The organism is Streptomyces sp. NBC_00236 (genome assembly GCF_036195045.1).
Classification (GTDB): domain Bacteria; phylum Actinomycetota; class Actinomycetes; order Streptomycetales; family Streptomycetaceae; genus Streptomyces.
In genome coordinates, this window is the sequence record NZ_CP108100.1 from 4,984,274 (window position 1) to 4,996,850 (window position 12,577).

A 12,577-nucleotide genomic window follows, 5' to 3' on the forward strand; every position below is an offset into this window, starting at 1 on the left:
CGACATTCCGTGTGATCGTCAGCAGACAGGAGATCCCCTCGTGACCGTCGTCGGGCCGTTCGGACTGAGCGTGCGGGACCAGGCTCTTGAGGCCGGTGTCCAGGCCGGTTTGGCTGCTGTCGAGTCGGGGCTGCTCGATGCCACCAAGAGCGAGGTCCCGTTCATCACGGAGGCCGCCCAGCACCTGGTGCGCGCGGGCGGCAAACGGTTCCGGCCCCTGCTGGCGATGCTCGCCGCCCAGTTCGGTGACGCCGACGCCCCGGGCGTGGTGCCCGCCGCCGTGGTCGTCGAGCTGACCCACCTCGCGACGCTGTACCACGACGACGTGATGGACGAGGCCGACGTACGCCGCGGAGTCGACAGTGCCAATTCCCGCTGGGGCAACTCGGTGGCCGTGCTGACCGGCGACTTTCTCTTCGCGCGCGCGTCGCACATCCTGGCCGACCTCGGCCCCGAGGCCGTCCGTATCCAGGCCGAGGCGTTCGAGCGCCTGGTCACCGGCCAGATCCTGGAGACCGCGGGACCGCGCGACGGGCGCGACCCCGTCGAGCACTACCTCGACGTGATGCGCGGCAAGACCGGCTCACTGATCGCCGTGGCCTGCCGCTTCGGCGCGATGATGTCCGGCGCCGACGAGTCGACGACCGACATCCTCACCCAGTACGGGGAGCGCCTCGGCGTCGCCTTCCAGCTCGCCGACGACGTCCTCGACATCGCGTCCGACTCCCACGAGTCCGGCAAGACCCCCGGCACCGACCTCCTCGAAGGCATCCCGACCCTGCCGGTGCTCCACCTGAGGGCGCAGGCCGCGGCCGACGGCAAGCCGGACGACCTGGAGCTCGTCGAACTGCTGGACGGCGACCTGAACGAGCCCGGCCGGCTCGACGAGGCACTGCGCCGGCTGCGCGCCCACCCCGCGCTCGACCAGGCACGACGCGACACGGTCCGGTACGCGCAGGAGGCGCGGGCCACCCTGAAGCCGCTGCCCTCGTGCTACGCCAAGGACGCGCTGGAAGAGATGTGCGACGCCGTGGTGCACCGCGCGGGCTGAGCGCCTGCTTCCCGACCCCTACTGGTCGGCGGAGAAACCGCCCCTCGGTGTCATCCCGGAGAGGTAGGCGGAGTTGCTCCCGCGGGTTGACGCCTGAAGCCGCCCGATTTGGTCAGATGGAGAACAACCACTCCTGAGCGAATCGGGCGAGAATGGCGGCACGGAGTGGACGAGTGCATCCGGAAGGAAGCCGCCGACCACGGAGGTAGGGCACACATGGCACCGAACGACAGCGCAGACACCAACGGCTCGGCAGTGCGGGGCACCACGGTCGCCGGCGCAGGCCGCCGGAAGGCGGTGCGCTACATCGTCCCCGTCGCGGTGGCGGGGGTGGCGGCCGCGACGATCGGGCTGGTCCCGGCGCTCGCGAGCTCGGGAGACCCCGATCTGCCGAAGATCACCGCGCAGGAACTCATCGAGAAGATCGCCGCCTCGGACACGCAGCAGCTCTCCGGCACGGTGAAGATCAGCACCGACCTCGGGATCCCGTCGATGGGCGGCCTGGCCGGCTCCTTCGCCCCCGACGGCGGGGGCGACCAGGGTTCGGCGAGCGCCGACCCGCAGAAGAAGCTCACGGAACTGGCCTCGGGCACCCACACCCTCCGGGTGGCCGCCGACGGCCCCGACAAGCAGCGCCTGTCCATCCTGGACGACGCGTCCGAGTACAGCCTGATCCACAACGGGGATCAGGTGTGGGCGTACGACAGCAAGTCCAACGCGGTGTACCACGCCGAGAGCGCCGGGAACGCACACGACAAGGCCGGCCGGGGCAAGGAGCAGACCGCCCCCGACGGCGTACCCACCACCCCGAAGGCACTGGCCGATCAGGCTCTGAAGGCCGCCGACGGCACGACGTCCGTCACGGTCGACGGCACCGCGCAGGTCGCCGGGCGCGACGCGTACCGTCTGGTCGTCAAGCCCGAGCAGAGCGGCTCCACGATCGGCTCGATCACCATCGCGGTGGACGCGGAGACCGGCGTACCGCTCAAGTTCACCCTGCGGCCCAGCAGCGGCGGCAAGGCGGCGGTCGACGCCGGGTTCACCACGGTCGACTTCGGCAAGCCCGACGCGTCCTCGTTCTCCTTCACCCCGCCCAAGGGCGCCGAGGTGACCGAGGCGGACGAGGCGGAGGGCCACGGGAAGGCCGAGGCCGAGAAGGCGATGGGCGACCTGAGCGCCTTCGAGGGCATGAACGTGATCGGCAAGGGCTGGAACACCGTCGCCGAGATCAAGACCCCCGGCGGGGCAGCCCTCCCGTCGGCGGAATCGGGCGAGGTACCGGCCGGGGCGCAGCAGTTCCTGGACGCCCTCGGCGACAAGGTCACCGGAAAGTTCGGCTCGGGCACGGTCTTCAAGACCCGCCTGGTCAACGCCCTGATGACGGACGACGGCCGTGTCTACGTCGGCGCGGTCACCAAGGACGCGCTGGTGGACGCGGCGAACCAGGCCGGCTGACACCACTTCGTACGCCGTCCCGCTCCGGCACCGCCCCGTCCCGCCGTAGCCTCCGTACGGCGGGACGGGGCGAACGCGAAACGGGCGACCTGGGGAGCACACATGACAGAGGCCGACACCGTGCCCGTGATCGAGACACGGGGTCTCACCAAGCGGTACCGGGGCGGCCAGCTCGCCGTCGACGGGCTCGATCTCGCCGTTCCGGGCGGCAGCGTCTTCGGTTTCCTCGGGCCCAACGGCTCCGGGAAGACCACCACGATCCGGATGCTGATGGGCCTGATCGATCCGACGTCCGGCACCGCGAGCGTCCTGGGCCGCCCCATGCCGGACGCGACCCGCAGCGTGCTGCCCGAGGTCGGGGCGCTGATCGAAGGCCCCGCGCTGTACGGGTTCCTGAGCGGCCGGGACAACCTCGTGCGCTTCGACTGCGCCGACCCCACCGCCGATCCGCGCACCCGTGGCGCCCGCGTCGGCGACGCCCTGGAACGGGTCGGGCTGGCCGCCGCGGCCGGCAAGAAGGCCCGGGCCTACTCGCTCGGCATGAAGCAGCGGCTCGGCCTCGCCGCCGCCCTGCTCCGGCCCCGCAGGCTGCTCGTCCTGGACGAGCCGACCAATGGCCTGGACCCGCAGGGCATGCGGGAGATCCGCGCCCTGATCCGGGAGCTGGCCGCCGAGGGCACCACGGTGTTCCTCTCCTCCCACCTCCTCGACGAGATCGAGCAGGTCTGCACGCACGCCGCGGTCATGGCCCGGGGCCGCCTGATCACCCAGGGACCGGTCGCCGACCTCGCCGCGGGCTCGCTCGGCCGGCTCGCCGTCACCACACCGGACCCGGCCGACGCCGCCCGCGTCCTGAAGGAGCACGGCATCACCGGCATCACCCTCGACGGCGACCGGGTCCGGGCGGACTCCCCGGCCGGCACCGTCGAACTCGCGGACCTGAACGCGGCCCTGGTCCACGCAGGCATCCGGGTCCGTTCCTTCGGCGTCGAACGGGCCTCGCTGGAGGACGCGTTCGTCGCACTGACCGGAGAGGGATTCGATGTCGCAGGCTGAACTCGCACCGGCCGGGACCACCAGGGACCGGCAGGGCCCGCTGTGGACACTCGGCATCCTGCGCTCCGAACTGACCACCACCCTGCGCCGCTGGCGCACCCTCGCCCTGCTCGGTGTGCTGGCCGCCGTCCCCGTACTGATCGGGATCGCGGTCCGCATCGAGACGGCCGACGGTTCGCCGGCCGGTCCCGGCGAGGGCGGCGCAGGCCCCGCGTTCCTCTCCCAGGTCACCAACAACGGCCTCTTCCTGGTCTTCGCCTCCCTCGCCGCGGTCCTCCCGGTCTTCCTCCCGATGGCGGTGGGCGTCGTCGCGGGCGACTCGGTGGCGGGCGAGGCCGGCGCGGGAACGCTGCGCTACCTCCTGGTCGCACCGGCCGGCCGCACCCGGCTGCTCCTCGCCAAGTACGCCTCCACCCTGGTCTTCTGCCTGATCGCGACCCTGGTCGTCGCCGCCTCCGCACTGGCCGTGGGCGCGCTGCTCTTCCCCGTGGACGACCTCACGACGATCTCCGGGACCCGGATCAGCTTCGGCGAGGGACTGCTCCGGGCGGGCCTCGTCGCGGTGGCGGTCGCGGCGTCACTGATCGGATTCGCGGCACTCGGACTCTTCGTGTCGACCCTCACCAACAGCGGGATCGCGGCCATGGCGGCGACGGTCGGGGTGCTGATCACCGTGCAGATCCTGGACGCGATCCCGCAGCTGAGCGGGATCGCCCCCTACCTCTTCTCGCACTACTGGCTGTCCTTCTCGGACCTGCTGCGCGAGCCGTTCTACTGGGACGAGGTGCTGAAGAACCTGGAGTTGCAGGCGCTGTACGCGGCGGTGTTCGGCTCGGCGGCCTGGGCCCGTTTCACGGCGAAGGACATCACGGCCTGACGGGAGCGGCTCCGGCACCCGTACCGTCGGCCGGCGAGCCGTCCCCCGATCGGCTCGTCGCGGCACGAACGGCACGAACGGTGCGAAAGGCAAGGAACGAGCCGACACGGTACGTTCCGTTTCCCGCATGGGCATTGTTCGACTTCTGGCGACGGACTGTCAACAAGGATTGGCTCGATCGGACCTATGCTCACCGAATGATCACATCGCCGAGTTCGCTGCGCCGGAGCGAGAGCTCACGCAGGGCGACGCTGGAGGCCGCCCTCGACCTCTGCACCGAGAAGGGGTACGGCCGAGTCACGGTCGAGGCCATCGCGGCCCGGGCGGGCGTCAGCAAGAAGACGATCTACCGCTGGTGGCCGTCGAAGAGCGCGGTGCTGCTGGAGGCGTTCACGGAGGCCCTGGTCACCGCCACCCCGTTCGCCTACACCGGCGACATCGCCGCGGACCTGCGCACCCATGTGACGGGCGCGGTGAGGTTCCTCGCCGATCCGCCCTTCGGTCCCGCGTACGCCGGCATACTCTCCGAGCTCCACCACGACGACGCCCTGGCCGAAACGGTCCGCACCCAACTGATCGATCCCCGCTTCGAAGCCGCCGTCGACCGCCTGCGCGGCGCCCAGCAACAGGGCCAGATCCCGCCGGGCGCCGATCTGCGCCTGGCGGTGGAGATGCTCTACGGCCCGGTCTACTACCGCCACGTCCTGCGCAAGCCGATGCAGGACGAGGGGACGGTGGGGGCGCTGGTCGGGCACGTGCTGCGGTCGCTGGGGGCGGGGGAGGGCTGACGGGCGACGCCCTGGGGGCCAGTCCGGCGGAGCAGCACCTCACGCAACTCGGAGTCGAGAGCGATGTGCGCGCCCACCCTGCGACGAGGCCGCCCCTGCCGCGCCCACTTACCAGCAGCGCCCCGTCAACGCGCCCGTCGCACCCGTGATTCGCTCTCAACTTCCGGGCCCCGGCGGCGGCGTCAGCCGAAGACGCGTTCCAGGACCACGGCGACCCCGTCCTCCTCGTGGGACAGCGTGACTTCGTCCGCCGCCGCCCGCAGGAGCGGGTGGGCATTGGCCATCGCCACGCCGTACCCGCAACTTCGGAACATCGGGAGGTCGTTGGGCATATCGCCGAAGGCGATCGCGGTCGCCGGGTCCAGGCCCAGGTGCTCGGCGGCCGCCGCGATTCCGGCGCCCTTGTCGATGCCGTACGGCTGGAGTTCGACCGTTCCCGGGCCGGAATGCGTGACGGTGGCGAGGTCCCCGACCGCCGCGTGGGCGGCGGCTGCCAGGGCGTCGTCGTCCAGGTCCGGGTGACGGATCAGCACCTTGACGACCGGGGCGGCCCACAACTCGTCCCGGTGTCGGGCGCGCTGGGCCGGCAGCGCGGGGTGCGGCATCCGGTAGCCGGGCTCGATCAGGGTCCGGCCGTCGGGCCCGTCCTGGTCCACCGCCGCAAAGACCTGGCCGACCTGCGCCTCGATCTTGCCGAGCGCCGCGTCGGCCGACTCCCGGTCAAGGGTGACTGTGTGGACGATGTGCCCCGCCCCGGCGTCGTACAGCTGCGTCCCCTGACCGCAGACCGCGAGCCCTTGGTAGTCCAGGGCCGCGAGCAGTGCCCGCACTCCGGGCACCGGCCGGCCGGTGACCACGAGGTGCCGGGCTCCGGCGGCTGCGGCGAGGCCGAGCGCCGCGCGGGTGCGAGGGCTCACGGTGTCGTCGCGACGCAACAGGGTGCCGTCCAGGTCCGTGGCGACGAGGGCATATGCGGGCGGGAAGGGCATGGGTCAAGCCTAGGGAGATCGGGATTCCGCCGTGATGCGCTGACCTGCGGCGATGGTCCGAAACGGGGAGGCGGCCGGGAGGGCGTGGGTGCGTATCGGGAGGAAACGTACCGGCTGCGCGGCAAGCGTCGGGGAGCGGGCGGGGGAGAATCCGCGCGCGGCCCGGAGCGAGCGTGCGTGCCAGGCGTCGCCGAGCAGGGGGACATTCGAAACACGTCCTAAACGTGTTCCTTATTTACCAAGATCTTCCGGGCTTGCCCGGCCGCTCGCCGCGGACCTTTGCAGGCCCTGGGAGAAACCCACCACTGCCGAACAGACACCGGGCACCCCGCTACAACGTCGGCAAAACCGTCAAACGCCCCGAGCCCTCAAGGCCATCGGCAAGCCCGGAAGATCTTGGTAAATAAAGAACAAGGAGTGGGATGACATCATGCACGAATGGCTTCCCCCGAAACCGTGACGGCCGCCGAGCTCATGGACCGCACCCGTGACGGCGTCCTGCTCTTCGGCCTGACCCCGCCACGGCAGACCACCACCCCCGAGCAGGCCGACGCCGTCGCCGCCGCGGCCCTGACCCGGCTCCGGTCGGTGCAGGTCGACGGGCTCATCCTCTACGACGTGGACGCCGAGGCCGACCGGACCGAGGCCCCGCGACCGTTCCCGTTCATGCCGATGATGGACCCGGCCCACTTCCTCGACGGCCACCTCGCCGACTGGGCCGGCCCGGTGATCGTCTACCGCGCCGTGGGCAAGTACACCGGCGACCAGCTGGACCGCTGGTGGTCGCAGGCCGACCGCGACCGGGTGCTGACCGTCCTGGTTGGCGCGGCCTCCCGGCACCAGGTGGGCCGGACGAGCCTTCCCGAGGCCTACCGCCGGCATGCCGGGCTTTCCCTCCCGCCGCGGATGGGCGGCGTGGTCATCGCCGAACGGCACGCCGCCTCGGGGACGGAGCACGCACGCATGCTGCACAAGCAGGACGCCGGCTGCGAGTTCTTCGTCTCCCAGGTCTGCTACGACCTGGACCACACCCGCAACCTGCTCTCCGACTACACCCACGGCTGCCGCGATCAGGGCCTGGCCCCGAAGCCGGTGGTGCTGACCCTGGCCCCGTGCGGGTCGGTGAAGACCCTGGAGTTCATGACCTGGCTCGGCATCGAGGTCCCGCGATGGCTCCAGGCCGAGATCACCCGCGGCGACCCCCTCGCCGCGTCGTACGAGCAGTGCCTCCTCAACGCCCGGGCCCTGATCGCGTACTGCCGCCGCCTTGGCCTGCCTTTCGGGATCAACGTCGAAAGCCTCACCAACCGCAAACTGGAGATCGACGCCTCCATCGACCTCGCCCGGGAGATCCGCAATCTGCTGGGCTGAATCATCGTCAGGTCGGCAAGCGGTCGTCGCCTGCACGGGCTTGTTCTTCATCCTCCGGCCTCGAATGGCGTCTCGAACTGAGTCGATCACCTGGGGATTCGCCGAACGTGGCGGCGGCCCTCGTCTGATCATGTGCTCCGACCAAGGTGCACGTGACCACGACGAAGGCCGCGAGGGTGAGTCTGCTGCCTGATGCTGTTACGAGGTGCGCTACGGGCCTCTCGCCCGCGACCTGGGCGGTGACCGGACCGGGACCATCCGCACGGGCAGCCAGGCGTTCGTGTCCGGGGTGTGGGTCACGGACACCGACCGCGACGGCCGCTCCGAGCTCCAGGTCCTCCAGTCGGGCGGGGACGGCATGATCGCGCGCCATGTCGGCCGGCAGGACGACGGCGGGATCTCCGTGGGAGGTGACGATTTCCGCGGGCCGGATCGGCCTGAGACGGAGCTCGGGCGGCTCGCCTTCCCTGCCTGTGCGGCTCGCTGACGCAAGGCCCCGCCGGGCCGGTCGGCAGGGTGCGATGGCGGTCAGCCGCGCACGTGCAGCCCGAACCCCGTGTGGCCGGCCGGCTCCAGTCCCTCCTTGAGGTGCAGTGACGGGATCTCGTAGTCACCGAAGTTCTGGCGCCGGAACGCGATCGGTTCGGTCGACTCCAGGGTGAGCAGGCGCTGTTCCCAGGCCTTGGCGGCGTCCGGGAAGTCCGCGCCGGTCATCCGGTCGGTGCCGTAGAGCACGAAGGGCGGCAGTACCTCGATGCCCGGGTAGTAGAGGATGCCGTGCTGGATCGGGAACAGCAGGTCGTCGATGGGGCCGTTGATGCCGCGAGCGGTGTAGTGCGACTCCTGGCCGCCGACTGTCACCGACAGCAGCGCCCTGCGGCCCGCGAGGGTGCCCTCGCCGTAGCGCTCGCCGTACTTGGTGTCGCTGTGCTCGCCTACGCCGTACGCGAAGTGGAAGGTGAACACCCGGTCCACCCAGCCCTTGAGGATCGCGGGCATCGAGTACCACCACAACGGGAACTGGAAGATGATCGTGTCGGCCCACAGCAGCTTCTCCTGCTCGGCGCGGACGTCCGGGGTGAGCGTGCCGGCGTCGAAGGCCCGGCCCGAGTCCCGGGCGACACTCAGCGGGCTGGAGGCGTCGGGGCCGTAGTCCGAGGCGTCCACGACCGGCTTCCAGTTCATCGCGTACAGGTCGCTCACCCGCACCTCGTGGCCGGCGGCCTCCAAGGTGGACACCGCGAGGTCCTTCAGCGAGCTGTTGAGCGACTTCGGCTCCGGGTGGGCGTGGACGATCAGGGTCTTCATGGGAACTCCTTCGGGAAGGTCGGGTGCCTTCGATTCAAGGCGTTCCGGGGCCCGGCGTTCAGGGGCGCCTCTTCCGTCGGACCGGACTTCCTGGGACTGGCAGGGCCACCCTCACGGGCCGGACCGCGGTGATACTGGAGGAATGGACGATCTCGATCTCGCGGGCTTCCTGCGGACCCGGCGTTCCCGGGTCGACCCGGCGGACGTCGGCATCCCGGCCGACAGCCGCCGCCGGGTCGAGGGGCTGCGCCGCGAAGAGGTCGCCCACCTGTCCGGAGTCAGCGTCGACTACTACGTACGCCTGGAGCAGGGCCGGGCCACCCAGCCCTCCGAGCAGGTCCTCGACGCACTCGCCCGCGTCCTCGGCCTCGACGAGACCGAACGCGAGCACCTCCACCGCCTCGCCCGGCAGCGGCGGCGACGTGCGAAGGCGCCGGGCGGGCGGGTGCGGCCGGAGGTGCTGCGCGTACTGGACCTGGTCGTCGACGCACCTGCGCTGATCATGGACCACCGCCTGGACGTCCTCGCCGGGAACCGTCTCGCGGGGCTGCTGTACGGCCGGCCCGTGCCGGGGCTGAACACCGCCCGGCATCTCTTCCTGGAGGAGACCGAGCGCGGCCTCTACGCGGACTGGGAGACCTGCACGCTCGACGCGGTCGGGCACCTGCGCCTGGCCGCCGGCAGATATCCCGAGGATCCCCGCCTGGCCTCGCTCATCGGCGAGCTGGCGATGGGCAGCGAGCGCTTCCGCCGCCTCTGGGCCCGTGCGGACGTGCGCGCCCGGACCCACGGCCGCAAGGCGTACCGGCATCCGCTGGTCGGACTGCTGGAGCTGCACCAGGAGAACTTCGCGCTGCCGGACGACTCCGGCACGGAGCTGCTGGTGCTGTCGGCGGCCCCCGGCAGCCCCGCCGAGGACGGGCTGCGGCTGCTCGCGGCACTCGGCGCGGAGAGTACGGACAGCGCGGACGGCGGTGACGCGCGGGCCTCGGAGGACGCGCGGGCGCCGGAGGATGCGCGCCGGGTCCGCGAATAGGTCACTGCACGCAGAACTCGTTGCCCTCCGGGTCGCTGAGCACCGTCCACGTCCCGCCCTGCTCCGCCACCTTGCGGAGCACCTTCGCGCCCAGTTCCTCCAGCCTGGCGACCTCCGCGTCCCGGCGTTCGGGGCCGGCGTGCAGGTCGAGGTGGAGGCGGTTCTTCACCGTCTTGGGCTCCGGTACACGCTGGAACAGCAGCCGCCGCCCCAGGCCCGTCCCGCTCTCCGGCTCGAAGGGGTCGTCCGGGTGCCGCACCGCCGCCAGGTCGAGCCAGGCCCGCCGTCCGTGTGCGGTCGTCGTGATCGCCTCCGGTACGGCTCCGAGGCCCAGGAGGCGTTCGACCAAGGGGCTGTTGTCCTCGATCTCGTAGCCGAGTGCCGCGGCCCAGAAGCCGGCCTGGGCGTGCGGGTCCGCGGCGTCGACGACGACTTTCCACTCAAGAGTCATGAGGATCATTTTGGCCCGGAACGGTTGATTCCGGTGGGTGAATCGCGATCAGGCGGGCGAAGGCGACCACGTTCGACTGGTAGCCGCCCGCGGCCGGGTCGTAGGCGCCGCCGCAGGTGAGCAGGCGGAGTTGGGCGTCCTTGGCCGGGCCGTAGACGCGGGTGCTGGGGAAGGCGCTCTTCTCGTACTCCTCGATCGCGTAGATACGGAAGGCCGCGACCGTCCCGTCCGCCCGGTGCACGTCGACCGTCGCGCCGGGGCGCAGGGTGTCGAGCCCGGCGAAGGCGGCCGGGCCGGTCGGGGTGTCGACGTGGGCGACCACGATCGCGGTGCCGGGGGAACCGGGGGTCACCCCGGCCCGGTACCAGCCGGCGAGATTGCGCTCCGCCGGATCGGGCACGCCGAGCTTGCCCCGGCTGTCCAGGGCCAGGTCCACCAGGGGTGCGCTGACGTGGAGGGCGGGGATGTCGACGCGGAGGGGGCGGGGGGCGGCGGGCAGGGGTGCCGTCGTCGTGGACGCGGCGCCCGACCGGGGGGCGGCAGGGGCGCCGGGTTCCGTCAGGGGCGAGCCCAGGAGCAGGACGAGTGCCGCCGCGGCGGCCGGGACCAGCCCGGCCGCCGCGATCAGGCGCGGGAACGGCCGCCGTGAGGGCCGTTCCCGCGGGGTGCGCGCGCTCAACCGCGTCGGCGCCGGACGGTGCGGAGCCCGCCGAGAGCGGCGCCCGCCGCTGCCAGCAGTCCGGCCGCGCCGGCCGCCAGGGCCGTACCGGAGAGGCCGGTGGAGCCGCTGCCGGTCAGGGCGGTGGAGCCGTCACCCGCGTCGACCGGGCCGTTGGGCATGGGGCCGTTCCCGTGGCCGCCGCCGTTGCCACCGCTCCCGTTCCCGTGGCCGCCGCCCCAGTGGCCACCGCCGTTGCCACCGCCGTGGCCACCGGACGGTGTCGGCTTGGGGTGGTGGGTGCGGGTGGGGCTGGGTGACGGGCTGGGCTCCACGTCCTGGGCGGTGATCAGGGTGCGGTCCGTGGCGCTGACGCCGGTGCGCTGCGGGCCGTCGACTCCGGCGATGGTGACGGTCAGTTCGGTCGTCACGTCGAGCGGGCCCGTGGGTGCGCCCTCGGCGGCGGCGAGGGTGAAGGCGGCGCCCGCCTTCCCGCCGGGCTCCAGCGTGCCGCCGGCCCGGAGGTTGGTCCGCAGCTCGCCGGTGAGCGTTCCGTCCGTCCCCTGGGTCAGGGGGACTTCGGAGCCCTCGGACATGACGGTCAGCTGGTCAGCCCGGAGGCCGGCCGGTCCCTTGAGGGTGAGGTGGGTGCCGATGCCCGGGTACTGCGGGCCGTCCGCCGGGTCGGTGTAGGAGGCGTCGGCCGGGCGGGGGCCGTCCCCTGCCTCGATCTCCTCGGGCACGGTGAGCGCGGCCGTCGCCCTGCCGGTGACGGCGAAGTCCCAGGCGGTGCCGTCGGCGGTGATGTTGTCGACGTAGGTGTTCAGCGTGCCGTTCGGGTCGCCGAGCCGGCCGATGTTGGCGATCACCCCGTACGCCCCCTCGCACTCCGCGACGAAGTGCGACAGCGGGGCGTCCCCGCCCGCCGGGATGCCGGCCACGGCACGCGAGGTCCGCATCACCGAGTCGGCGGTGAAGCGGTACTTCTGCCAGGTGTCCGGCTTCAGCGCCGAGCCCTCGACGTCCGCATTGCTGCCGGGCTCGAACGACAGGGTGGTGAATCCGCCGCAGGAGGCCGGGAGCTGGAGGTTGGCGCCGATGCTGGTGTTGCTGGAGCCCTCGGTCGAGGTGTACGCCCAGTACGAGATGCCCGCGTCCAGCAGCGGCTGCATCGGCTCGGGGGTCCACGTCGAGTTGAAGTAGTGGGCGGCCTGGGCCTGTTCGCCCGCGCCGATGGCCAGGCGCAGGCTGCCGTTCAGATGGACCGGGTCGGGCTTCGGGGAGACCTCCTGGATGCCGGGGTCCCGGTCGGGTGTCGTTTCCTGGAGTCGGAACCAGGGGCCCGCCGGGCCGAGGCCCGACGGGTTGACGGTCTGCACCGTGTCCTCCGCGCCCGCGGTGGGGGCGATCCCGCAGGCGAGGAGTGTGAGAGCGGACAGGGCGGCGGTGGTGGTCGCGGTGCGCAGGAGCGTGCGTGACGTCCCGGAGGTGCGCAGGGGTCGGGTCATAAGTGTGAGGAAATTATAAACTGTGCGTC

General features: G+C 71.9%; 13 protein-coding genes. 8 read left to right on the forward strand and 5 right to left on the reverse strand.

Annotation, left to right across the window (positions count from 1 at the left end; all coding sequences use genetic code 11):
* Window positions 1-40: 40 nt before the first annotated feature.
* The 5 genes from OG446_RS22435 to OG446_RS22455 all read left to right on the forward strand — a co-directional run bounded on the left by OG446_RS22435 (window position 41) and on the right by OG446_RS22455 (window position 5,227).
* Window positions 41-1,051 (forward strand): polyprenyl synthetase family protein, encoded by a 1,011-nt coding sequence (locus OG446_RS22435; RefSeq protein WP_328895733.1) that lies wholly within the window; start codon window positions 41-43, stop codon window positions 1,049-1,051.
* A 216-nt stretch (window positions 1,052-1,267) separates the two neighbouring features.
* The gene (locus OG446_RS22440; RefSeq protein WP_328895734.1) at window positions 1,268-2,506 is read left to right on the forward strand and encodes a LolA family protein; all 1,239 of its coding nucleotides are present in this window, start codon (window positions 1,268-1,270) and stop codon (window positions 2,504-2,506) included.
* A gap of 102 nt (window positions 2,507-2,608) precedes the next feature.
* Window positions 2,609-3,562 carry an ABC transporter ATP-binding protein gene (locus tag OG446_RS22445; RefSeq protein ID WP_328895735.1) on the forward strand — a complete coding sequence of 318 codons (954 nt, stop codon included), beginning with the start codon at window positions 2,609-2,611 and terminating at the stop codon, window positions 3,560-3,562.
* On the forward strand, window positions 3,549-4,439 hold the full coding sequence (locus tag OG446_RS22450) for an ABC transporter permease (protein ID WP_328895736.1): 891 nt from the start codon (window positions 3,549-3,551) through the stop codon (window positions 4,437-4,439). Before OG446_RS22445 ends, OG446_RS22450 begins: the two co-directional genes overlap by 14 nt.
* Before the next feature lie 197 nt (window positions 4,440-4,636).
* Window positions 4,637-5,227, forward strand: coding sequence for a TetR/AcrR family transcriptional regulator (locus OG446_RS22455; RefSeq protein ID WP_328895737.1), 591 nt, complete (start codon window positions 4,637-4,639; stop codon window positions 5,225-5,227).
* A gap of 182 nt (window positions 5,228-5,409) precedes the next feature.
* Here OG446_RS22455 and OG446_RS22460 read toward each other — a convergent pair whose 3' ends face one another.
* Window positions 5,410-6,216: an HAD family hydrolase gene (locus tag OG446_RS22460; RefSeq protein ID WP_328895738.1), complete on the reverse strand. Its 807-nt coding sequence runs from the start codon at window positions 6,214-6,216 to the stop codon at window positions 5,410-5,412.
* 438 nt (window positions 6,217-6,654) lie between these two features.
* Here OG446_RS22460 and OG446_RS22465 point away from each other — a divergent pair, with 438 nt between their 5' ends.
* Both OG446_RS22465 and OG446_RS22470 read left to right on the forward strand, forming a co-directional pair.
* Window positions 6,655-7,587: a methylenetetrahydrofolate reductase gene (locus OG446_RS22465; protein ID WP_328895739.1), complete on the forward strand. Its 933-nt coding sequence runs from the start codon at window positions 6,655-6,657 to the stop codon at window positions 7,585-7,587.
* Between the two features lie 205 nt (window positions 7,588-7,792).
* The gene (locus OG446_RS22470; protein WP_328895740.1) at window positions 7,793-8,074 is read left to right on the forward strand and encodes a hypothetical protein; all 282 of its coding nucleotides are present in this window, start codon (window positions 7,793-7,795) and stop codon (window positions 8,072-8,074) included.
* 41 nt (window positions 8,075-8,115) lie between these two features.
* Here the strand turns inward: OG446_RS22470 and OG446_RS22475 are convergent, their stop codons facing one another.
* On the reverse strand, window positions 8,116-8,895 hold the full coding sequence (locus OG446_RS22475; RefSeq protein ID WP_328895741.1) for an NAD(P)H-dependent oxidoreductase: 780 nt from the start codon (window positions 8,893-8,895) through the stop codon (window positions 8,116-8,118).
* A gap of 142 nt (window positions 8,896-9,037) precedes the next feature.
* Between OG446_RS22475 and OG446_RS22480 the strand changes: the two genes are divergently transcribed.
* Window positions 9,038-9,931, forward strand: coding sequence for a helix-turn-helix transcriptional regulator (locus OG446_RS22480; RefSeq protein WP_328895742.1), 894 nt, complete (start codon window positions 9,038-9,040; stop codon window positions 9,929-9,931).
* 1 nt (window position 9,932) lies between these two features.
* Here OG446_RS22480 and OG446_RS22485 read toward each other — a convergent pair whose 3' ends face one another.
* From OG446_RS22485 to OG446_RS22495, 3 genes are read right to left on the reverse strand one after another with little or no spacing between them, the layout of a single operon-like run.
* A complete protein-coding gene (locus tag OG446_RS22485; protein WP_328895743.1) occupies window positions 9,933-10,391 on the reverse strand; it encodes a VOC family protein in 459 nt (152 codons plus the stop codon).
* Window positions 10,372-11,061, reverse strand: coding sequence for a class F sortase (locus OG446_RS22490; protein ID WP_328895744.1), 690 nt, complete (start codon window positions 11,059-11,061; stop codon window positions 10,372-10,374). Before OG446_RS22490 ends, OG446_RS22485 begins: the two co-directional genes overlap by 20 nt.
* Window positions 11,058-12,548, reverse strand: coding sequence for a hypothetical protein (locus OG446_RS22495; protein WP_328895745.1), 1,491 nt, complete (start codon window positions 12,546-12,548; stop codon window positions 11,058-11,060). Before OG446_RS22495 ends, OG446_RS22490 begins: the two co-directional genes overlap by 4 nt.
* Window positions 12,549-12,577: the final 29 nt, after the last annotated feature.